The 20810-nt window shown below is 47.8% G+C and carries 22 protein-coding genes and 1 riboswitch; of the genes, 11 read left to right on the top strand and 11 right to left on the bottom strand.

What is annotated here, in order from left to right; translation table 11 throughout:
* Positions 1 to 11: 11 nt before the first annotated feature.
* Genes RBB45_RS08400 through RBB45_RS08390 form a run of 3 tightly spaced genes read left to right on the top strand, consistent with a single transcriptional unit; the run spans position 12 to position 2829 of the window.
* On the top strand, positions 12 to 746 hold the full coding sequence (locus RBB45_RS08400; protein ID WP_009794998.1) for a ThuA domain-containing protein: 735 nt from the start codon (positions 12 to 14) through the stop codon (positions 744 to 746).
* 2 nt (positions 747 to 748) lie between these two features.
* Complete coding sequence (locus RBB45_RS08395; RefSeq protein WP_224949838.1) at positions 749 to 1777, top strand: Gfo/Idh/MocA family protein; 1029 nt, start codon at positions 749 to 751, stop codon at positions 1775 to 1777.
* A gap of 11 nt (positions 1778 to 1788) precedes the next feature.
* On the top strand, positions 1789 to 2829 hold the full coding sequence (locus tag RBB45_RS08390; RefSeq protein ID WP_101551114.1) for a Gfo/Idh/MocA family protein: 1041 nt from the start codon (positions 1789 to 1791) through the stop codon (positions 2827 to 2829).
* Between the two features lie 93 nt (positions 2830 to 2922).
* On the opposite strand, the gene RBB45_RS08385 is transcribed toward RBB45_RS08390, so the two are convergent.
* Complete coding sequence (locus RBB45_RS08385; RefSeq protein ID WP_094770015.1) at positions 2923 to 3588, bottom strand: B3/B4 domain-containing protein; 666 nt, start codon at positions 3586 to 3588, stop codon at positions 2923 to 2925.
* Positions 3589 to 3703: 115 nt separating this feature from the next.
* On the opposite strand from RBB45_RS08385, the gene queG reads away from it, so the two are divergent.
* From queG to yhbH, 8 genes are all read left to right on the top strand, one after another.
* On the top strand, positions 3704 to 4834 hold the full coding sequence (gene queG / locus RBB45_RS08380) for a tRNA epoxyqueuosine(34) reductase QueG (protein WP_009795002.1): 1131 nt from the start codon (positions 3704 to 3706) through the stop codon (positions 4832 to 4834).
* A gap of 127 nt (positions 4835 to 4961) precedes the next feature.
* Complete coding sequence (locus tag RBB45_RS08375; RefSeq protein WP_022543521.1) at positions 4962 to 5843, top strand: amidase domain-containing protein; 882 nt, start codon at positions 4962 to 4964, stop codon at positions 5841 to 5843.
* A gap of 107 nt (positions 5844 to 5950) precedes the next feature.
* The gene (gene trmL, locus RBB45_RS08370; RefSeq protein WP_022543522.1) at positions 5951 to 6424 is read left to right on the top strand and encodes a tRNA (uridine(34)/cytosine(34)/5-carboxymethylaminomethyluridine(34)-2'-O)-methyltransferase TrmL; all 474 of its coding nucleotides are present in this window, start codon (positions 5951 to 5953) and stop codon (positions 6422 to 6424) included.
* A 135-nt stretch (positions 6425 to 6559) separates the two neighbouring features.
* A complete protein-coding gene (gene nfsA, locus RBB45_RS08365; protein ID WP_306009428.1) occupies positions 6560 to 7309 on the top strand; it encodes an oxygen-insensitive NADPH nitroreductase in 750 nt (249 codons plus the stop codon).
* Positions 7310 to 8104: 795 nt separating this feature from the next.
* Positions 8105 to 10000 (top strand): PrkA family serine protein kinase, encoded by a 1896-nt coding sequence (locus RBB45_RS08360; RefSeq protein WP_009795007.1) that lies wholly within the window; start codon positions 8105 to 8107, stop codon positions 9998 to 10000.
* A gap of 186 nt (positions 10001 to 10186) precedes the next feature.
* Positions 10187 to 10360 carry a hypothetical protein gene (locus tag RBB45_RS08355; protein WP_009795008.1) on the top strand — a complete coding sequence of 58 codons (174 nt, stop codon included), beginning with the start codon at positions 10187 to 10189 and terminating at the stop codon, positions 10358 to 10360.
* Positions 10361 to 10474: 114 nt separating this feature from the next.
* Positions 10475 to 11602, top strand: coding sequence for a polysaccharide deacetylase family protein (locus RBB45_RS08350; protein ID WP_224949846.1), 1128 nt, complete (start codon positions 10475 to 10477; stop codon positions 11600 to 11602).
* Positions 11603 to 11786: 184 nt separating this feature from the next.
* Positions 11787 to 12956, top strand: a complete 1170-nt coding sequence (yhbH, locus tag RBB45_RS08345) for a sporulation protein YhbH (protein WP_009795010.1) — start codon at positions 11787 to 11789, stop codon at positions 12954 to 12956.
* A gap of 104 nt (positions 12957 to 13060) precedes the next feature.
* Here the strand turns inward: yhbH and RBB45_RS08340 are convergent, their stop codons facing one another.
* From RBB45_RS08340 to RBB45_RS08295, 10 genes are all read right to left on the bottom strand, one after another.
* Entirely contained in the window at positions 13061 to 13198 is a 138-nt protein-coding gene (locus RBB45_RS08340; RefSeq protein WP_022543523.1) for a hypothetical protein, read from the bottom strand.
* 158 nt (positions 13199 to 13356) lie between these two features.
* A complete protein-coding gene (locus tag RBB45_RS08335) occupies positions 13357 to 13569 on the bottom strand; it encodes a hypothetical protein (RefSeq protein WP_094768381.1) in 213 nt (70 codons plus the stop codon).
* 79 nt (positions 13570 to 13648) lie between these two features.
* Positions 13649 to 13736: riboswitch (cyclic di-GMP riboswitch) on the bottom strand.
* A 142-nt stretch (positions 13737 to 13878) separates the two neighbouring features.
* Positions 13879 to 15318 (bottom strand): TerD family protein, encoded by a 1440-nt coding sequence (locus RBB45_RS08330; RefSeq protein ID WP_148950909.1) that lies wholly within the window; start codon positions 15316 to 15318, stop codon positions 13879 to 13881.
* Between the two features lie 224 nt (positions 15319 to 15542).
* On the bottom strand, positions 15543 to 15758 hold the full coding sequence (locus tag RBB45_RS08325) for a hypothetical protein (protein WP_094768379.1): 216 nt from the start codon (positions 15756 to 15758) through the stop codon (positions 15543 to 15545).
* 361 nt (positions 15759 to 16119) lie between these two features.
* The gene (locus RBB45_RS08320) at positions 16120 to 16950 is read right to left on the bottom strand and encodes an aldo/keto reductase (RefSeq protein WP_306009427.1); all 831 of its coding nucleotides are present in this window, start codon (positions 16948 to 16950) and stop codon (positions 16120 to 16122) included.
* An 80-nt stretch (positions 16951 to 17030) separates the two neighbouring features.
* Positions 17031 to 17699: a P-II family nitrogen regulator gene (locus tag RBB45_RS08315; protein ID WP_009795017.1), complete on the bottom strand. Its 669-nt coding sequence runs from the start codon at positions 17697 to 17699 to the stop codon at positions 17031 to 17033.
* Positions 17700 to 18425 (bottom strand): DUF1538 domain-containing protein, encoded by a 726-nt coding sequence (locus tag RBB45_RS08310; protein WP_306009426.1) that lies wholly within the window; start codon positions 18423 to 18425, stop codon positions 17700 to 17702.
* Positions 18422 to 19114: a DUF1538 domain-containing protein gene (locus RBB45_RS08305; RefSeq protein ID WP_306009425.1), complete on the bottom strand. Its 693-nt coding sequence runs from the start codon at positions 19112 to 19114 to the stop codon at positions 18422 to 18424. The genes RBB45_RS08310 and RBB45_RS08305 overlap by 4 nt, the downstream gene beginning before the upstream one ends.
* 157 nt (positions 19115 to 19271) lie before the next feature.
* A complete protein-coding gene (locus tag RBB45_RS08300) occupies positions 19272 to 19919 on the bottom strand; it encodes a spore coat protein (RefSeq protein ID WP_009795020.1) in 648 nt (215 codons plus the stop codon).
* Between the two features lie 131 nt (positions 19920 to 20050).
* Entirely contained in the window at positions 20051 to 20653 is a 603-nt protein-coding gene (locus RBB45_RS08295; protein WP_306009424.1) for a DNA-3-methyladenine glycosylase, read from the bottom strand.
* Positions 20654 to 20810: the final 157 nt, after the last annotated feature.

The raw sequence follows: 20810 nt of genomic DNA, 5'->3' as shown, positions 1-20810 counted from the left end.
GAGGAAGAACAATGGCAAAAGTGACGGTATGGAATGAAAATCAGCATGAGCAAAAAAACGCGGAAGTGAGGGCCGTTTATCCTGATGGGATACACGGAGCGATTGCCTCCTTTTTGGAAGGTGAGTCCTTTGAAGTAAGGACAGCGACGCTTGATGACGATGAATGCGGATTAACCCGGGAGGTTCTGGAAGATACAGATGTACTGATCTGGTGGGGGCATATCGCCCACGATGCGGTCCCGGATGAAATTGTTGACAGGGTGAAACAGCGGGTGCTGGACGGCATGGGGCTGATCGTCCTTCATTCAGGCCATTTTTCAAAAATATTTAAATCATTGATGGGAACTTCCTGTGATTTGAAATGGCGGGAAGCAGACGAAAAGGAACGGATCTGGGTCGTGGATCCGAGCCATCCGATTGCGGAAGGGCTGGGGGAGTATATCGAATTGGAGCGGGAGGAAATGTACGGTGAGCATTTTGATATCCCTGCTCCGGACCAGCTCGTGATGGTCAGCTGGTTCGAGGGCGGAGAAGTGTTCCGGAGCGGCTGCACCTATCAGCGCGGGAAAGGAAAAGTATTCTATTTCCGGCCTGGGCATGAAACCTATCCGACTTATTTTAACAAAGATGTTCAAAAGGTCATCATTAATGCTGTCAGGTGGGCAGAAGGATCCCGTCAGCCTGAGGTGAAGTATGGGAATGCCAAGCCGCTGGAGCATATAAAAGGGAAGAACGGGGAGGGGTAAGGATGGAACAGATTAAGATTGGGGTCATCGGGTGCGGCAGCATCGCCAAGCACAGGCATCTGCCGGAATATCACCTGAACGGCAGGGCTGAAATCATGGCTGTCTGTGATATTGTGGAGGAAAGGGCGATGGATATGGCTGCCCTGTATCATGCTGAAGCATATACCAGCTATGAGGATCTGCTGGAAAATCCGGAAATCGATGCAGTGAGCGTGTGCACACCGAATTATCTGCATGCACCCATCTCCATAGCTGCCCTGAAGGCCGGGAAGCATGTTCTTTGCGAAAAGCCGATGGCTGTGTCGGTGGAGGAAGCGGAGAGCATGATAGAAGCGGCAAGGAAATATGGGAAAAAGCTTATGATCGGCCATAATCAGCGGTTTGTGCCTTCCCATCAGAAAGCCCGTGCGTTTATAGCGAGCGGGGAAGCGGGCAAGGTATACAGCTTCAGGACCGCTTTTGGGCATGGCGGACCAGAGGGCTGGAGTGCGGATGGGAAGGACAGCTGGTTTTTCCGGAAAAGCGAGGCGTTTATTGGAGCGATGGGAGACCTTGGAGTACATAAAACCGACCTGATCCGCTATTTGCTGGGAGAGGAGATCACACAGGCCGGCGCTTTTGTGGAAGCAAGCTCAAAGGAAAACAGCGATGTGGACGATACAGCTGTCTGCATTTTAAAAACGGAAAGCGGTGTGATCGGAACCCTGGCAGCCAGCTGGTCCTACGTATCAAAAGAAGATAATTCAACTATCATCTATGCTGAGAATGCGATCCTCAGGCTTGAGGACGACCCTGTCAATTCCCTCGTCATCCAGTACAAGAACGGAGAAACACTGAAATATGAGCTTGGCGGCATTCAGACGAATGAAGAAGGAAAGCAGACGCAGTCCCATGTTATCAGTACATTCATTGACAGTATTGCGGAAGACAAAGAGCCTCCAGTGAGCGGGGAAGAGGGACTGAAATCCTTAAGGGTTGTCCTTGCTGCGCTGGAGTCGGGCCAGTCCGGGAAAATAGTGAGATTGCCTTAAGGGGGGATTGTATGGAAAAGCTGCGTGTTGGAATTATCGGAGCCGGCGGGATTGCGCAGAGCCGCCATATCCCCGCACTGCTGACATTATCAGAGCTGGCCTCTGTTGAAGCAATCTGTGATATCCATGAAGAGACTGCCAGGCTTACAGCAGAGAAATTCGGGGTGCCTCACGCCTTTGGGGATTATCAGGATATGCTGGAGATTGTGGACGCTGTTGTGATTTGCACACCCAACCGATATCATGCCGAAATCTCTGTGGCAGCATTGAAAGCAGGAAAGCATGTTCTCTGTGAAAAGCCCATGGCAATGACTGCAGAAGAATGCGAAGAAATGATTAAGGCCTCTAAGAAATCAGGCAAACAGCTGGCGATTGCCTATCATTATCGGTTTATGAAAGAAGCAAGGGCTGCTAAAAAGGTCATAGAGGAAAACGAAATCGGCCAGCCGATCGTTGCCCGGGCAAAGGCACTGAGAAGAAGGAAGGTTCCGGGCTGGGGCGTTTTTACCAATAAAGAGCTGCAGGGAGGAGGCGCCATGATTGACTATGGCTGCCATTTCCTTGATCTTGCTTTATGGCTGCTCGGCAGCCCGGAACCTGTTGAGGTAACGGGCACAGCCTACAATCAACTCAGCAGGATGGAAAACCAGGTGAATCTTTGGGGAGATTATGATCATCAAACCATTGAAGTCGAGGACCATGTGACAGCCTATATCCGCTTTGCGAATGGCGCCTCCCTCCTGTTCGAGACTTCCTGGATGGCCAATATCAAAAATGATGAAGAAAGCCTTGGCATTTCCGGGCTTACCGGAGGAATTGATGTATTTCCATTCCAGCTGAACCAGCTGAAAAATGGGATGCTCCTGAATAGTGAGGCAGAGTGGCTTCCCGGGGAGGAGGATCCCGGCATACCGCAGGCAAGGAATTTTCTCAATAGCTGTCTGGGAAAAGAACAGCTTATTGTTAAGCCGGAAGAGGCCCTGCGTGTATCGAAGATCATTGATGCCATCTATAAAAGCAGTGAAACAGGCAAAAGCATTGTCCTGGAATGAGGAGGATGCGGCATCATATTCTGGACATGACTGCCAGCTGATGGATGCCAAATGAGAAAAAAGCAGATGCATGTTAATGCCTCTGCTTTTTTCTTATCCAACAATACAGAATTCCCCTTCTCCTCCATGAACCTGCAAAAACATCCCCATAAGGGATTCCGCCAATCTGGCACAGCTGTCTTTTTCAAGAGATGGCCTGAAATAGATGATCTGTACAGCTTCAGTTGTTTCCTCTGTAACAGGCGCTCGATTGGAGTCGACAAACGGGCTGCCGAATGGACCGTTATGATCTTCGGTGATAATGAGGTTCTCAAGTGAATTCGGCCTGCCGTTCAAGCCCGTATATTCTTCTCCTTCATGCCCCAGACGAAAACGGACATTTCCTTCCAGCTTGCTTTTATCATAGATGCCGATAGGAGACTGATATTCCAGCGAGAAAAAATTATTCAGATCCGCGGCACTGTTCACGGTGGAAAGGTAATTCTGCTTCTTGATCCTCCTGAATAGGGCCTCTGCTGAGTGGCGGTAGCGGTTCGGATCTTTTCCCGCCTGCTTGAACACCTGCCTCCATTCCTGGATTCCTTCGAATTCTGTCACATTCTTATGCTCGAGCTCAAAGAAAATTGACTCCTGGAACAGCTGCAGCCGCCCTTTCAGCATCTGCGGGGAATCTCCGACGACAATATTCTCATACTCAATGATGCCGGCCTTGAAACCCGGCACCTTCTGCCTTAAATCAGACGATATACTGATTTCCAAACCTTTCACCTCCAAAAATCCTTTAAAATAGTTTATCATAGAAAGGATGCGAATAAATATCTTGGCGATTTGCCTTTTTATATACAAAACACAATGGTGAAAGGAGCGGGAGGATATGAACTACTCAGAGCTTAAACAGGATATCATCGATTACAGCAAAACGATCGGCATTGATAAGATCGGATTCGCCTCTGCCAGCACTTTCGGGGAGATGAAGAGCAGGCTCATCAGACAGCAGGAGCTTGATTACCAATCTGGCTTTGAAGAGCCTGATATTGATAAAAGGACAGAACCGGCCCTATTGCTAGATGAGCCGATGTCCATCATCTCCATTGCCCTTGCTTATCCTTCAAAGATGAAGACCCGCGTTGTCAGCAAAAGGGGTGAGCGGCGCGGCATTTTCTGCCGGGCCTCCTGGGGGACGGACTATCATACTGTTTTGCGGGACCGGCTCGGGAAGCTTGAGGCATATATACGTGAAAGGCTGCCTGAGGCGAGGCTCAAATCAATGGTCGATACAGGCGAGCTTGTGGACCGGGCGGTCGCTGAAAGGGCCGGTATTGGGTGGAGCGGCAAAAATTGTTCCATCATTACGCCAGAATTCGGCTCTTACGTATATTTGGGAGAAATGATCACAAATCTTCCGCTCGAGCCGGATGAACCAATCGAAGACGGGTGCGGTTCGTGCAATCTTTGCGTCGATGTCTGCCCGACAGGCGCGCTTGTCGGCGGCGGCCAGCTGGATTCCAAGCGCTGCATCGCCTTCCTGACACAGACAAAGGGCTTTCTTGAGGAAGAATTCAGGGTGAAAATCGGCAACAGGCTTTATGGCTGTGATACATGCCAGACAGTCTGCCCGAAAAATAAGGGCATGGATTTTCATTTCCATGAAGAAATGGAGCCGGATCCTGAAATTGCCAAACCGCTGTTAAAGCCTCTTCTTCATATGAGCAACAGGGAGTTTAAGGATAAGTTCGGCCATGTATCGGGGTCATGGAGAGGCAAGAAGCCGATCCAGCGGAATGCCATCATTGCCCTGGCCCATTACAAGGATGAATCAGCTGTGGATGATCTGATCCAAGTGATGGTATCGGATCCAAGGCCGGTTATAAAGGGAACGGCTGCCTGGGCACTCGGGAAGATCGGCGGGCTGAAGGCAAGGGAAGCGGTCGAGGCTGCCCTTGTAAAGGAGACGGACGAAGAAGTGCGCAGGGAAATGGAAAACAGCTTATATATGTTCAGCTAAAGAGAGGGGAGCCTCTCTTTTTTTCATATAAGAAAATAGATATCCTCCGGCATATAGGCTGTGATCTATTTTAAGAAATGATTCGGCATTTTCTTTCATATGAATGAATGATGGGAGGAATGCATATATGAAAAAACAGCTTCAGGAGCTGCTGGAGCAGAGGGTTCAGCAGTGTGTGTCCCATTCCCGCAATGACTTTCGCACTTGCCCGAAAATTGAAAGGAAAAAGGATATTCTCTCAAGAAGAGCCGGGGAAATTGTTAAAGCGAAAGCTTCAGGGAAGATTATTGAAAAAGCAGGACAGGATGCAGATGAACTCAGCACTGTCCATTATCATGTCCACTTTCAATATTTGATAAAGGATAAGGACGGATTGTATCTGGAGGAGGAAGTCGAGCAGCGTGAGGCTGAATTTTATAAAGGGGTGCTGGTCGGCGATGGTGAAAAGAATCCGTTCCTTCATTTGGAAGAGCCGGCAGCACTTCCGGCGGAGCCTGCTGCTGATGGGGAAAGGGCGGGATTCAGATATGACCGCCTGAAGGCTGTCCAGTATGCGGAAAGATGGTGGAATGACTATAACCCTGCCTATAAGAAGTTCGAGGTTGACTGCACGAATTATATTTCGCAGTGCCTCCATGCTGGTGAAGCGCCTATGAGGGGCTATCCGAACCGTTCAAAGGGCTGGTGGATGAGGAGCGATAATTGGAGCTACAGCTGGACGGTCGCCAACTCGCTGCGCTGGTATCTGCCGGGCTCCCGGACAGGGCTGAAGGGAAAGGAGGTAGGCAGTGCAGAGCTATTGCAGCCGGGCGATGTGATCTGCTATGACTTCCAGGGCGATGGCCGCTTTGACCATACGACAATCGTGACAGCCAAGCAGAGCGATGGGACACCGCTTGTCAACGCCCATACCTTTAACAGCCGGATGCGCAACTGGGCATACGAAGATTCAACCGCCTATACACCAAATATTAAATACAAGTTCATCAGCATCGATGATGAATCCTGACCTGGTTGTATGAGAGATAAAGAGTGGTATAATAGCTGGTAGAGTTTTTTTGAGTATGGGGGATAATATACTCCGCAGATAAAGTTTCACTTGATGAGGTGATGGACGTGGCAATACATGTAGTACTATACCAGCCGGAAATCCCGGCCAATACGGGCAATATCGCCCGTACCTGTGCAGCGACAGATACAACCCTGCACCTGATCAGGCCCCTTGGATTTTCCACTGATGACAAAATGCTCAAACGGGCAGGGCTTGACTATTGGCAGCATGTAACAATCCTTTATTATGATTCATTGGATGAGTTTTATGAAAAAAATGCCGGCGGCGAATTCTTCTATTTAACCAAATTCGGGCAGAAGCCGTATACAAGCTTTGAATACAGCGACAAGGAAAAAGATTATTATTTCATTTTCGGCAAAGAAACGACAGGTCTTCCGGCAGAGGTCAAGGAAAATAACAAGGACCGCGCCCTCCGCATTCCGATGACTGGCAATGTGCGGTCATTGAATCTGTCCAACACGGCTGCCATTCTTATTTACGAAGCACTGAGGCAGCAGGATTACCGGCATTTAACATAAAGGATCGAGGCCATATCCAGGGGGATGTGGCCTTCTTTTTTTGCAGCTTAAGTTGGGAAGGCGCCGAGCAGTCATTTATGATATTGTACCGGGATTAGGTTAAAATGAAGATATTCACTTGAGGAGGTACATACCATGAACGAAACGGTAGAAACAATACTGGCCCACCGGTCAATCAGAAAATTTGAGGAAAGGGAGCTTACGAGGGAACAGGTGGAAACGATTGTATCCTGTGCCCAGGCCGCTTCCAGCTCAAGCTTCATTCAGGCATACACCATCATCGGCATAACTGATCCAGAAAAGAAACAGAAGCTGTCTGAATTGGCGGGAAACCAGTCCTATGTAGCGCATAACGGGCACTTCTTCGTTTTCTGTGCGGACCTGAACCGCCATCATGTCCTTTCTGAAATGGAAGGGAAGGATTTAAGCGAGTCCCTTGAAAGCAAGGAAAAATTCATGGTTGCGATGATTGACGCTGCACTCGCGGCCCAGAATGCAACAGTCGCCGCAGAATCAATGGGCCTTGGCGTCTGCTATATCGGCGGCATCCGCAATCAGCTTGAGGAAGCTGCCAAGGTGCTGGGTACACCAGAAAGGGTCATCCCCCTCTTTGGCCTGAGCGTAGGGTATCCGGCCCAGGATCCCGACAAAAAGCCAAGGCTTCCTTTAGAGCATGTCTATCACGAAAATGGCTACCAGCAGGATCATGAAAAGTATAAACAGCAGCTCGAGGATTATAATCAAACGGTGTCAGCTTATTATGCCGAACGCACGCAAAACATGAGGAAAGACACCTGGACCGGCCAGATGGCAGCTATGCTCGAAAAGCCGGTGAGGATGTATATGAAGGATTTTGTGAATAAGAATAAGCTGGATTTGAAGTGATTGCAGGGAGTGGCTGCAGGATTGGCTGCAGGATTGGCTTATGGATACATGTGTGTGCTCAGGAAGGGCAGTCATATATTCGGAGAGCGTTCCGGGATACATGAGTTGTGCTCGGGAAGGGCAGTCATGTATTCGGGGAGCGTTCCGGGATACATGAGCTGTGCTCGGGAAGGGCAGTCATGTATTCGGGGAGCGTTCCGGGATACATGAGTTGTGCTCGGGAAGGGCAGTCGTGTATGGAAAGAGTTCCAATCGCTGCATGACCCAGCACTAAAAAGGCAAGTCATGCATAGAAAGAGCCCTCATCAATGCATGACACACAACCAGAAAAGAAAAGCCTCGTCCAAATAGGGCCGCACTCCATCAGGCACATCTAGTTCTGCTGACAAAAAAAAAAGGACCGGAATCCCAAGATTCCGGTCCTTTTTTGTATAACGTTCTTCTTACTTATTCATCCCTGGTTTGTCGTTGTAGCCGGCAGTGAAGATGGCTGACAGGAACGCGATAGTTACGCCGATGATCAAAATCAAGCCCATGATGTTGGCCTCCTTTTTATGTAGGGATTCCTTTTTGCATACCTATGTAATCTTATTATAGCCCAATTCCGGCATGGTGTGAATGAAAAACTGTGGATATTTTATGGAGAATATCCGGGGAAATGCGGCACGGCTGGCAGTTTGAGGGACCCTGAAGGCGAGGGGAATTCTGCTTTTCTTCCGGGTTATAGAATGTTTAATTGCCCAAGCGCATAGATTATATTAATCGTCTCTGATAATGCGACAGGGGGAGGTCCTTATGGATATTTTAAAAAAAATCGAGATGTACAGACACGAAGAGGAAAAGCTTAAATGGGAAGGGACATTCAGGGAGTATTTAGACATTGTCAAAGAGAAGCCATGGGTAGCCCAGTCAGCACATTCCAGGGTATACAGTATGATAAAGGATGCCGGTGTCGAAGACGATAAAGGGAAAAAGCGTTATAAATTTTTCAGCAATCAGCTGTTCGGGCTTGAAGAATCGCTTGAACGGCTTGTGGAGGAATATTTCCATCCTTCTGCTAAAAGGCTTGATGTCAGGAAAAGGATCCTGCTTCTGATGGGTCCTGTGAGCGGAGGGAAATCAACGCTCGTCACGATGCTAAAACGCGGGCTTGAAGCGTATTCCCTGACCGACAGGGGTGCAGTATTTGCAATCAAAGGCTGCCCGATGCATGAAGATCCGCTCCATTTGATTCCGCATCATCTGCGCAAGGACTTTTTCGATGAGTATGGAATCAGAATTGAAGGGAATCTGTCTCCGCTGAATATGATGCGGCTTGAGCAGGAGTATGGGGGACGGATTGAAGACGTTGTGGTTGAGAGGATCTTTTTCTCAGAGGATAAACGGACCGGGATCGGAACATTCAGCCCGTCTGATCCGAAATCCCAGGATATTGCCGATCTTACCGGCAGCATAGATTTCTCCACGATTGCCGAATATGGTTCAGAGTCTGACCCGCGGGCCTACCGGTTTGACGGGGAGCTGAATAAGGCGAACAGGGGGATGATGGAGTTCCAGGAGATGCTGAAATGCGATGAGAAATTCCTCTGGCATCTGCTCTCTCTCACACAGGAAGGCAATTTCAAGGCAGGGCGGTTTGCGCTCATTTCTGCGGATGAACTGATTGTGGCGCATACAAATGAAACAGAGTACCGTTCCTTCATTTCCAATAAGAAAAACGAGGCGCTTCATTCCCGGATCATTGTCATGCCTGTCCCTTATAATCTAAAGGTGACAGAAGAAGAAAAAATCTATGAAAAAATGATCAGTGAGAGCGATGTTTCTGATGTCCATATTGCACCGCACACGCTTAAGGTGGCAGCGATGTTTACGACCTTGACGAGGCTGAAGGAACCTAAAAAGGGTGATATTGACCTGGTGAAGAAAATGAGGCTCTATGACGGAGAAAGCGTGGAAGGCTACAACCGCGCAGACGTGGAGGAGCTGCAAAAGGAATATCCTGATGAAGGTATGAGCGGAATTGATCCGCGTTATGTCATCAACCGGATCTCATCCACAATCATCCGGAAAGAGATTACCTCAATCAATGCGCTGGATGTTTTGAGATCCCTGAAAGAAGGGCTTGATCAGCATCCGTCGATCACCGCTGAGCTGAAGGAACGCTATTTGAACTTCATTTCACTGGCCCGCAAAGAGTATGATGATATTGCCAAGAAGGAAGTCCAGAAAGCATTTGTCTACTCATATGAAGAATCCGCCAAAACACTCATGGACAATTATCTGGACAATGTGGAGGCATATTGCAATAAAGCGAAGCTCCGCGATCCTCTGACAGGAGAGGAAATCAATCCGGATGAAAAGCTGATGAGGTCGATTGAAGAGCAGATCGGCATCTCGGAAAATGCGAAAAAGGCATTCAGGGAGGAAATCCTGATCCGCATCTCTGCCTATGCAAGGAAAGGCAAGCGGTTTGACTACAATTCGCATGACCGTCTCCGCGAAGCGATCCAGAAGAAGCTGTTTGCAGACCTGAAGGATGTTGTGAAGATTACAACTTCTTCCAAGACTCCTGACGAGCAGCAGCTGAAAAAGGTGAATGAAGTTGTTGCAAGACTCATTGATGAGCACGGCTATAATTCTACTTCTGCAAATGAGCTGCTGCGGTATGTTGGAAGTTTGCTGAACAGATAATGAGCAAAGGCCGGCATAGAATTGCCGGCCTTTTTGGCTGGTTAAGAATTTATAAATTGTAAGTCTTATGGATATTTATCAATTCTTGATCAAGGCGCCTGCTCTTTTGTTCCTATGCACTCCCAGGATCAAGAATTAGTTTCAATTGAGGCGGACAGGGGAAAAGGGTGTATAGAGGTGATTGAGATGAAGAAAAAGGAACTGGACAAGGACTTTGTGCCAAGAAACAGCTCCATGGCTGAGAATGTAGAAGAGATGCATAATCTAGGAAAGCAGATGGAGCATCTCAGGACTGGGGAAGAGCTTGAAGAGGATGGAAAGCAGCCTGACCCTATCCAGTATAAAGATAACGAAAAATGACTCCTGCGCTGAAGCTGCAGGAGTTTTTTTGACCGCATTTTTCCGGGGTTCTATTTCAACCTGACCCTTAATAGATATAGCAATTAAAAGCTATTAGTCAGGGGAGAAGCAGGGATGAGAAAATGGGTGGCTGCTATTTTAATAGCGATTGTGCTGTTTGTACTGCAGGAAGGACAGGCTTCTGCCGCACAAAGGAATGAGTATATATGTGCAGTCGGCGTGAATGACTCTGTTTTGAATTTGAAGCAGAACCCTCCGTTTGTGCTGGAGCATACAGCCTATATGCCTATTAAAGATTTGGCAGCAGCCATTGGAGCCAGCATCTCTATAGAAAATCCTGATAGCTATACGATCAAAAAGGGCAAATCATGGATCCGCTATTCTGTAAAACAACAGCAGGCCTCAACGTCCATGGGAAAAACGGCCGAATGGAAAGCGGTGGTCCGGGAAAACAGCCTATTCATACCGATCAGGTCAGCCGGCGAGTTTTTTGGCTATAGAGTTGAATACCTCTCAGCCGGCCCTGTCGTCCGTCTGGTGAACAAAGGAGCGAAAATGGCAAACGAACAATTCATGGGCGCCAATAGAGCGGCTCTAAAAGATTTTTATGTGAAAAAAAAGGCGGTGTACTTAACCTTTGATGATGGACCTGCAAGGGGAATGGAACCCATCCTTGATATTTTGAAGAATAAGAAGGCAAAAGCGACATTCTTTATGATTGAGCCGCAGGCAAGAGCCAACCCGGCTTCTGTTAAGCGGCTGGTGGAGGAAGGGCATTATCCGGCCCTGCACAGTGTTACCCATGATAAAAACAAGCTTTATGCCGGAAACCCGCAAAATCCCGCCCTGGAAATGGATAAGACCAGGAAAACAATATTGAGCCTGACAGGCATTGACTCCAGGCTGGTGAGAATGCCTTATGGAAGCAAGCCTTATATGACAGGGCCGTTCAGGGACGCCCTTGTGCAGAAGGGATATAAAATGTGGGACTGGAATATTGATACATTAGACTGGAAATATGCAAGGAGCAGTCCGAAGACTATCTTTGAAAATGTGAAAAAAGGGCTTCAGCCGGCGGCTGCAGGCGGGAAGCCCCCAGTCATCCTGATGCATGTGAACAGCGGGACGGTTTCCATGCTGCCGCAGATCATCGATTACCTATACTCACAAGGATATGAATGCCAGGCTTATAACCCCAATGCCCACTTTTCAATGAATTTCTGGAAGGATGAGAGGCTCTAAAAAAGGCTTGTCCGACAGCATAGGCATTTGTCTTATTGTCAAAATTATTTGTAAATTATTTCGATGTCTCGCATAGTATAGAGTAATTAATATTTCACGTTCCTTTTGACACTCGGGATATTGTATGTTGCTAAAGGCAAATGTGTGCAATGAATCCATGAAATTTTTTCAAGGAGGGGTTATAATGACCGACATCAACAACCGCCAGTTTGTGATTTCCGAAGAAGATTGGTCCCTCCATCGCAAAGGCCACGATGATCAGCAGCGCCACCAGGAAAAGGTACAGGATGCGATCCGGAACAATCTACCAGATCTGATAACAGAAGAAAGCATCATTATGTCCAATGGCCGTGAAGTCGTGAAAATTCCGATTCGCTCTCTTGACGAATATAAAATTCGTTATAACTATGATAAAAACAAACATGTAGGCCAGGGAGACGGAGACAGCCAGGTAGGCGATGTGGTCGCCAGAGACGGCTCCAGCGGCCAGAAAGGCCCCGGGAAAGGCCAGGGTGCAGGCGACCAGCCGGGTGAGGATTATTTTGAAGCTGAAGTGTCCATGATGGAGCTTGAGGAAGCACTGTTCAAGCAGCTGGAGCTGCCGAACCTGAAGAGGAAGGAACAGGAAGAGCATCTGGTTGAGAATATTGAATTCAATGATATCCGCAAAACAGGATTAATGGGCAATATTGATAAAAAGCGGACAATGATGACCGCCTTTAAACGGAATGCGATGACAGGCAAGCCGGCATTCTATCCGATCTATCAGGAGGATCTGAAGTTTAAGACATGGAACGAAATTGTAAAGCCGGATTCAAAGGCAGTCGTGCTCGCAATGATGGATACGAGCGGATCGATGGGATTATGGGAGAAATATATGGCCAGAAGCTTTTTCTTTTGGATGACCCGGTTTTTACGGACAAAGTATGAGACGGTGGAAATAGAGTTCATTGCCCACCATACAGAAGCGAAGGTCGTATCAGAGGAAGATTTCTTTTCAAAAGGGGAAAGCGGGGGAACCATTTGTTCATCAGCCTACCGCAAAGCTCTGGAACTGATCAATGAAAAATATAATCCAAGAAGATTCAATATCTATCCTTTCCACTTTTCCGACGGCGACAATCTTACCTCTGATAATGCCCGCTGTGTGAAGCTTGTTGAAGAGCTGATCGCGGTATCGAGCATGTTCGGGTACGGTGAAGTCAATCAGTACAACCGCCACTCGACCCTCATGTCCGCTTATAAGAATATAAAAAATGAACACTTCCGATACTATATCCTCAAGCAGAAAGCTGATGTTTTCCATGCGATGAAGAGCTTCTTCCAAAACGAAGAAAATAAAATCTATGCATAAACAGAACCGGCGGGCGCAATGCCTGCCGGTTTTACTGTCCATTCGCACAAAAAAAGCCGTTTAATAAAAAGCGGCTTTCGTTGGCTTTCCATGAAGGTGTTCTTTTATTTCTCCAGCGGGATTGCGATAATTTTCCCGCCGATCTGGACGTGGACTGTGTCAGTGAATACAGCTTTCACAATCCCTTTTAAGGAGATCGAAGAATTTAATGCCAATTTGGATTGTGCTGGATTTTCCGCCATGAAGATTCCCCTTTGCTTCGTATTTGAAGAGTAGCACCTAATTAAAGTAAATGAGTTAGTTACTTTCTTTTTGCCACTTTTTTGGAACTCCTAAACCTGATTTGGCGCATTATGAAGGAAATAAAGATTTGGGAAGGGGAAAAGAAAAAAGCAGCTGCTCATGAATAGCAGACTGCTTTCTCTTCTTTCAGCACTGAGCTTTTGCAGACAGGGCAATCGATATCATCACTCTGCTTAAATTGGATTTTTTTGAAATCTTTTTTGATGAATGTGGTAAAGCCTTTGTACTTATAGCCGCATTCACAGAAATTCGAGTCTTTGACCAGATGCCTCTGATTAGTCTCTTTGCATAAAAATGTCGGGTAAAACATTGATATCCCTCTCTTTAATAAATGGATTAGGCAAATTAGAAAGGGTGTATGATTTATAAAAGTTTACAAGAATGATATTCTTGGCGGCCCGGCTGCCATGACAAATAACTTGTTTTAGGCCCGTGGCTTTGCGTCTTTTACTTTCGTAAAATTTGCCCTTAGTAAGATTAGCACTAAATCAGGGGAAAAATAAAGAGTTTGTTTATTGTTAATATTCTTACTTTAGCCACTCTCCGTTGTAGAGGGAAGTGATGACCTATGGGGAATTGCAGAAAAGAAGCAGCCTGGCCGGTTGGCCAGGCTGTGAGATTAAGAAAGGAACTCTGCCGGATTGAGCCCGAGCTCCCGGCAGATGTCACTGACTGCCTGCTGCTCATTCGGATCAAAATGTCCGTCTGCAAAGCCGATTGCGATACAATAGCGGGCCACTAGCCTGGCGATTTCCGGTTTCGTCCGTATCCTGCCAAGCGCTCTGAATGCCTCTGCCCTGCCGATCGAAGGATCGCGTTCAATCTTCTGGACGTACAGGTTAAACTGCTGAATGACCTTCTGCGTATCAAATACCCGAAGTTCATCACTCTGGTTGACGAATTCAACCATTTTCTGGCGTTCTGCCGGATCCAGCCTTCCATCAGCCATAGCTACAAGTGCACATGCTGCTACAATGGCCTCAAGGACGTCCTGGCTCTTGAATCGGTTAAAGAGGTCCTGGGCTTTTCTTTTTTGCTGGTTGGCCCATTCGGCGTAATCGGTCTGGGATGGAGACCAGGCATTGCCGCAGCTGTTGCAGGTAAACTTCAGCTGTTTTTTCCCAATGAAGCCGCCCAATAATCCGACAGGCCCGAGGATCAGGCCGCCAATTGCCGCTTTACCGAGGCCGAAGCCCTTTTCGCCGGTGCGTACATTTGTGGAATGGCAGCGTGGGCATGCAATTTCTTCTCCCCCATATCCCTGTGAGGAAGAGTAGGAAGGCTGTCCATAGGAAGGGGACGAATAGGAAGCTTGCGGCTGTGTCTGCTGATAGCTTCCTGAGCTATAGTTCTGCTGGGAGCTGCCTGTGTTATAGCCCTGCTGGTAATTTTGCCCTGCAGGAGCCTGCTGTGAAAAGCTCTGCTGGTAAGTCTGGTTCTGCCCGAAAGGCTGATTGCCATGTGAAGGCTGGGGAGCCGGTTCATCATCCACCGTCACGCCGAAATTACGGCAGAGGGCAGCCAGGCCGCCCTGAAAGCCGCTGGCGATGGCATTAAATTTCCATTCGCCATTATGCCTGTATAGCTCTGCTGCGACGATGGCCGTTTCAACGGTAAAATCCCTGCCAAGGTTAAAGCGGATAAGCTCTTCATTATTTTGTTCATTAAAAATCCGTACATAAGCATTTTCAATATGGCCGAAGTTCTGCTGTTTTGCCTGAGCATCGTGGATGGTAATTGTAAAGGCAATCCGGTGGATCGAGTCCGGCACCCTCCGCAGGTCAATTCTGATTTGTTCATCATCTTGATTGCCCGCACCTGTACGGTTATCGCCGCTGTACAGGATAGAGCCATTCCCGCCGTTAGGGTTATTATAGAATACGAAATCGAGGTCACTATGTACTTTTCCTGATGCGCCTAATAAGAAAGCAGATGCGTCCAGATCATAGTTGGATCCCTGACGGCTGATATCCCAGCCTAATCCAACAACAACATTTTGAAGCCCGGGGCGGTTCTTGGTCAGATCGACCTTCTGCCCTTTGCTGAGCGTCACTCCCATAATTTCACTCCTTCTTTTCCAGGACCGGCGTAAGCCGTCTCTTGATAGAATCATATATTCCCAATATAACACAGTTCTTAAAGCGGTTTACAGCTTTGGCTGTGCGGACATGCCTCTTTTTATCATACGGGTCAAGGAAGGAAAAGTTTCAGGGGGAGGAGGTTCGTTCAATGAAAAAAGCAGCTTCCCTGATTGGGGGAGCTGCCTCATGATTGGGCAATTTATTATCTGTCGACATAAGCCGGGCCTGAATGGTCCTGGCGGGTGTTTCCTTGGTCAGAATTCAAAAATGGAAGCTTTGATTTGACTTTGCTGATATTGTCTTCACCGAATGTAGACTTTACCTTATTCATAACCTTATCCCGAGATTCCTTGTTCCTGAACATATACGCAAGCGCACCCAGTGCCACTACCCCAGTCAGGGAATTTCTTTTGCTCATGGATTAGTCCTCCTTAGGTTTGATATTATTCCTTTCCCTTTGCAGGGGGAGATAAACAGTTATATTTTGCTAACTGGGTGAGCGAAGTTAAAGTTGCGATTATATCGAAAAGGGATTTGTATTAACTGGGTTAGAATGAAAAAAAGTTTGATAAGCCTGTTGATTGGAGTGGAAGGCACGTAGACTCCTGTGGGATTGCAGCGGCAGAGCTGAGACCCCGCAGCGCGTAAGCGTGAGGAGGCTCAGCGCCGCCCCGCGGAAAGCGAAGTGCCTGGAACGGAAATCAACAGCCAACATTCAGAGGCTATTAAGACAAAAAGGGATACAGAATGAACCCATTCCATACCCCTTTTGCATATTATTAGAAATTGAAGTTATCAGGATCGGCACCGACGCGTTCGTTTTTGTTGAGGGCATCGATTTTTTCCATGTCTTCTGAGGAAAGTTCGAAGTCAAAGATGTCTGCATTTTCAATGATGCGGTGTTCTTTGACTGATTTCGGAATGGTGATGACCTCATTTTGAAGGTCCCAGCGCAGGATGATCTGGGCAGGGGACTTTTTGTGCTTTTCGGCAATCTCTGTAATAACAGGCTCATCCAGGAGCTGTCCCTGCTTAAGAGGAGACCAGGCTTCAAGCTGGATCCCTTTTTGTTTGCAGAATTCGCGGAGCTCAAGCTGGGCCAGATGCGGGTGGTATTCAACCTGGTTGACCATCGGCACGACTTCCGCTGTTTCAAGCAGATCCTCCAGATGGTGTACATGGAAGTTGCTGACCCCGATTGCACGGACTCTGCCATCCTTATACAGCTTTTCTAAGGCTCTCCAAGTGTCTTTATACTTGCCTTTGACAGGCCAGTGGATCAGGTACAGATCGACATACTCCAAGCCAAGCTTTGAAAGGCTTTCGTCGAATGCAGCCAGTGTAGAGTCATAGCCCTGCTCAGAGTTCCAGACCTTAGTCGTGATGAATAGCTCTTCGCGCGGGGCACCTGATTCTTTTATAGCCTGTCCCACGCCTTCTTCGTTGCCATAGATGGCTGCTGTGTCAATGCTCTTGTAGCCGTTATTGATGGCTGCTTTGACTGAATCAATGACTTCGGATCCTTCCTGGACCTTGAAAACGCCGAGTCCGAACCAGGGCATTTCCACTCCATTATGCAGCTTTGTTGTGTCCTGCAAGCTTTTTGGCATATTGTTACCTCCCGGAAATTTAATTGCCTTTTTATTTTCTCACAAATGGGGATATTTACTATATTGATATGCTCAGAAATTTAATGATTGATGCCTGCTACCTGATCGACATCAAGGATAAAGGAAATCCCATTGCCAGGAACATTCAGCTCGACAGCATCGCAGATTGCCTGGAATACTTCCTGTGTCCGTCCGCTGTGGATGATGGTCAGCACAATCTCTTTTTCAGGCTCGATCAGCATATTGAATAAAGTGGCTTTTTCGTTGATGCCGATCCCTCTGCCGGAAATGATGGTTGCCCCGTCAGCCCCGGCATCTTTTGAGGCCTTTATAATCTTTTCGGCTTCCGAGCTTTTTACAATGGTCACAATCAAATCGTATTCTTTATCGGCTGGCTTCATATTGGCCGCTCCTTCCTCTGCTTCTGCATCAGCGGGGACTTCCGGGGACTGGACGCCGATGAATCCGTTAATATTGATAAGCAATCCAAGTCCTGTACCGGGCCTTTCAAAATGGAGATGGCTGCTGACTTCCGTAATGACTTCTTCAGCGGATTCTTCCTTGATCAGCATAAGGATGACTTCTTTCTCGTGGTTGATCTCCAATCCGAGAAACGAGGTTTGCTCATTTTTTCCAATTCCCCTTGCATATACAGTTGCCGCAGCAGCAAGCCCGGATCCCCGGGCAAGCCGGACAGCTTTTTTTGCAGTGCCTTTTTTTACGATGGCGATGAAAAGCTTGTAGATCATTTAAGAAGCACCTTCCTTCCTCTTGAACAGGAGCCCCAGGATCAGGACTGCCAGTATCGGTTTAAGGGCGACCAGGGCGATCAGGCCAAAGCCATCTGTCAGGGGATCCCGCCCCTCAGTTACTGCGGCAGCGCCGACAGCCATTGACAGGATAAAAGTAACGGTCATCGGCCCTGTTGCTACACCGCCCGAATCGAAGGCGATGCTTATAAAGCTGGTGTTGGAAAAATAAATCAGGATCAGCACGAGTGCATATCCCGGCGCAAGATAGTACCAGAGAGAGAAGCCGTGATGGATGCGGAGCATGGCAAGGGCAATGGACAGACCGACTCCCCCTGAAAGGGTGATGAGCATGATTTTTTCTGAGATGTATCCCGATGTTACTTTTTCAACCTGTTTGTTTAATATTTTTACAGCTGGTTCTGCCAATGTAGTGACAAATCCGAGTACAAATCCAATTGGAATGATGATCCAGGAATATGGAAGATTACCCAGCTTCTTTCCCATTTCCTCCCCGATTGGCATAAAGCCGAGATGGACCCCGTGAAGGAAGAATGCCAGTCCGGCAAAAGCAGACAGAAAACCGGCAAGGATCTGGATGACCTTCTGTTTCTTTAATTTTAGAAAAAATATCTGAAATATGATGAAGCAAAGAAGAAGGGGAGCAAGGGCCAAAGCAACCTCTGTCAGAGTGCTGCCGAAACCATGAAATAGCTTGTCCATCATTTAAAGATCCCTCCCAGCAGCAGAACGGCCAGGATCGGTCCGATGCTGGCAAGGCCGACAAGGCCAAATGAATCGCCCGAGGATTGTTTGTTCCGGAAAACCTGGGCCACACCTACTCCGAGTGCCAAGATGAAGGGTACGGCGAGGGGCCCTGTCGTTACGCCTCCCGCATCAAATGAAATCGGCACAAATAACGATGGGGAGAAGAGGCTGACAATAAAGACGATGGCATAGCCGGCTATCAAAATGGCGGTGACAGGGATTTTGTAAATGGTCCTGATCATAGCAAGGCCGACAAAAAGACCGACTCCGGCAGCCACGGATAATATGAGGGAAATGGACGATATCTTTCCTCCGGATACCTGGTCAACCTGTGTGGACAGTACCCTGACGTCAGGCTCTGCCAGCGTGACGGCAATTCCAAGGATGAATCCTGTGAGGATGATGACCCACGCTTTATTCGACTTCGGCAGGATTTTCCCAATCATTTCGCCTATTGGAAGAAGGCCGATATTGACGCCGATGAGGAAGAACATCAGTCCCAGGATGACAAAGAAAAGGCCAAAGAGGAATGGAAGAAAGTCCTTGAAAGGCAATTGGATCAGGACAAGCTGCAGAAGGATGACTGCAGCAGAGACGGGAAGGATGGCAAGCAATGTTTCTTTGATGGATTCTTTAATTTCTTTCACATGAAGCGCCGCCTTTATTAACAATTTTTTTGTTTTTTATTTCTGCTTTTTTACCCAGTTTTACAGTTGCAGTAACAGCCTGGGGAAAAAAATATTTTCCAATTAATTGCGGTGGCGGATAAAAAAAGCAGGCACCCCATTGGGGCGCCTGCAGCGGTTATTGAAGGGTATTCATATTAGGCTGGTTCATCATTTGCTGTCCGCCTGCCTGGGTATAGCTTCCAAGCAGCTGTTCTGTATCCTGCGGCGCAAGCTGGGGAACCTGGTAATAATGCTTCTGGTTCTGGTAGAGGAACAGCTCGTAAGCCATTTCTGCATAATTGGGAACACTATCAGCAAGCACACGCCTTACGACTGGGTTTGTGCACTCCAATGCGGCCATTGACAGCTGGGAGGCTGCACCTTTCATTAAAGCAAGCAGGTAGCCTGAATAGCATTGGTCGCCAATCTCGGAAGCTGACTGTTTTGGTGCAGCAGGCTGGGATGGCTGTAGTCCGTAGATGACGTCATGTGTTTCGCCCATCATATAGGTTGTAGTCGATACAGCCGGCTTTTGGCCGGTAGTGAAGCAGTCAACCATGGTGTTGTATTGGGTGATCATAAACTGCCTCTGGCGGTTTGCAATTTCCTTAAGCTGCGGATCCTGGATTTGCCCGCTGAACATAAGGTATTGATCGATTGCTGCTACGGTGCTTGAAAGGACCTCTTTCATGTCCAGCATCTCGTGTCCGCCATGATTCATATGTGCCGGGATCTGTTCATTTGTGTTCATTCCTGACTGTCCTTGCTGGTTAAACTGCTGCATCTGACTACCCCCAGTTTGTAATTTTTCCCCTCATGAAGGGCTGTGATGGTGAAGACCATACATAACTATTGTGGTTATTCCGTAGAGCAATCATGCGGGGCAGTTGCAGCTAAAAGAGGAATAAACATCCATCATGAGGATTCTATCTGATGGCGGGAAACATATGGGCTGCCTTTTACCCAGAAGCGCCACGGATAGTCTTTTGCTTCGCCGGAATTATCAATTCCAATCCTTTTTCCTTTAGCTATCTCAGCAGGGGTATAGCCTTCAGCAAGAATAAGGGGAGGCTCCGAAAAGAGGCGTCCATAATCCTCCATAGTGACGCCAAGGGCTTTCGTAAGCTTCCCTGGCCCGTTGGTCAAATTCTTCAGATTATCCATCTTTCTCCGCTCTTTCATCAGGGAAATTCCTTCAGCAGGTTCTATGGCCCTGATGAGAACAGCCTCCGGTTTGTCCTTTTCAGCGCTGACGACATTTAACAAACAGTGTGTATGCATAAGGTATGTGTAGGCGAACCCCGGACCGGCGTACATGACTTCTGTCCGCTTGGTCCGGCGGTTATTATAGCTATGTGCAGCCCTGTCTGCGGGGCCTTTATAGGCTTCTGTTTCTACAATATATCCAGCGGCTGTACCATCAGGTGTTTCCTTTATCAAAAGACAGCCAAGAAGAGCCTTGGCAAGTTCAAGGGTCGGCTGTGTGTAAAATTCGGCCGGAAGTGGTGTCCTATCCATTATGATTCAACGCTCCTTCAGGTATTGCTGCAGAAAGAATTTTCCGCACAGTTAAGCGCGGAGCATTCCCATTTTACCCTCTAACACCCTGATATAACCGGAAGTTGGAATTGAAGCAGGCGAGGAAGTATAATATAGGGAGCAATTTATGTAGGGA

The organism is Bacillus sp. MMSF_3328 (assembly GCF_030733525.1).
Lineage (GTDB): Bacteria > Bacillota > Bacilli > Bacillales > Cytobacillaceae > Bacillus_AB > Bacillus_AB infantis.
Note: the sequence above shows the minus strand (reverse complement) of the source record. Positions and strands in the feature narration are given on the sequence as shown.

What these genes read in the sequence shown, in the direction of transcription:
- yhbH (WP_009795010.1), top strand. Translation starts at nt 11,787, where the DNA reads ATGACCGACATCAACAACCGCCAGTTTGTGATTTCCGAAGAAGATTGG.
- RBB45_RS08315 (WP_009795017.1), bottom strand. Translation starts at nt 17,699, where the DNA reads ATGATCTACAAGCTTTTCATCGCCATCGTAAAAAAAGGCACTGCAAAA.
- RBB45_RS08355 (WP_009795008.1), top strand. Translation starts at nt 10,187, where the DNA reads ATGAAGAAAAAGGAACTGGACAAGGACTTTGTGCCAAGAAACAGCTCC.
- RBB45_RS08395 (WP_224949838.1), top strand. Translation starts at nt 749, where the DNA reads ATGGAACAGATTAAGATTGGGGTCATCGGGTGCGGCAGCATCGCCAAG.
- RBB45_RS08325 (WP_094768379.1), bottom strand. Translation starts at nt 15,758, where the DNA reads ATGAGCAAAAGAAATTCCCTGACTGGGGTAGTGGCACTGGGTGCGCTT.
- nfsA (WP_306009428.1), top strand. Translation starts at nt 6,560, where the DNA reads ATGAACGAAACGGTAGAAACAATACTGGCCCACCGGTCAATCAGAAAA.
- RBB45_RS08335 (WP_094768381.1), bottom strand. Translation starts at nt 13,569, where the DNA reads ATGTTTTACCCGACATTTTTATGCAAAGAGACTAATCAGAGGCATCTG.
- RBB45_RS08340 (WP_022543523.1), bottom strand. Translation starts at nt 13,198, where the DNA reads ATGGCGGAAAATCCAGCACAATCCAAATTGGCATTAAATTCTTCGATC.
- RBB45_RS08300 (WP_009795020.1), bottom strand. Translation starts at nt 19,919, where the DNA reads ATGCAGCAGTTTAACCAGCAAGGACAGTCAGGAATGAACACAAATGAA.
- RBB45_RS08360 (WP_009795007.1), top strand. Translation starts at nt 8,105, where the DNA reads ATGGATATTTTAAAAAAAATCGAGATGTACAGACACGAAGAGGAAAAG.
- queG (WP_009795002.1), top strand. Translation starts at nt 3,704, where the DNA reads ATGAACTACTCAGAGCTTAAACAGGATATCATCGATTACAGCAAAACG.
- RBB45_RS08330 (WP_148950909.1), bottom strand. Translation starts at nt 15,318, where the DNA reads ATGGGAGTGACGCTCAGCAAAGGGCAGAAGGTCGATCTGACCAAGAAC.
- RBB45_RS08310 (WP_306009426.1), bottom strand. Translation starts at nt 18,425, where the DNA reads ATGATGGACAAGCTATTTCATGGTTTCGGCAGCACTCTGACAGAGGTT.
- RBB45_RS08350 (WP_224949846.1), top strand. Translation starts at nt 10,475, where the DNA reads ATGAGAAAATGGGTGGCTGCTATTTTAATAGCGATTGTGCTGTTTGTA.
- RBB45_RS08320 (WP_306009427.1), bottom strand. Translation starts at nt 16,950, where the DNA reads ATGCCAAAAAGCTTGCAGGACACAACAAAGCTGCATAATGGAGTGGAA.
- RBB45_RS08400 (WP_009794998.1), top strand. Translation starts at nt 12, where the DNA reads ATGGCAAAAGTGACGGTATGGAATGAAAATCAGCATGAGCAAAAAAAC.
- RBB45_RS08390 (WP_101551114.1), top strand. Translation starts at nt 1,789, where the DNA reads ATGGAAAAGCTGCGTGTTGGAATTATCGGAGCCGGCGGGATTGCGCAG.
- RBB45_RS08295 (WP_306009424.1), bottom strand. Translation starts at nt 20,653, where the DNA reads ATGGATAGGACACCACTTCCGGCCGAATTTTACACACAGCCGACCCTT.
- RBB45_RS08375 (WP_022543521.1), top strand. Translation starts at nt 4,962, where the DNA reads ATGAAAAAACAGCTTCAGGAGCTGCTGGAGCAGAGGGTTCAGCAGTGT.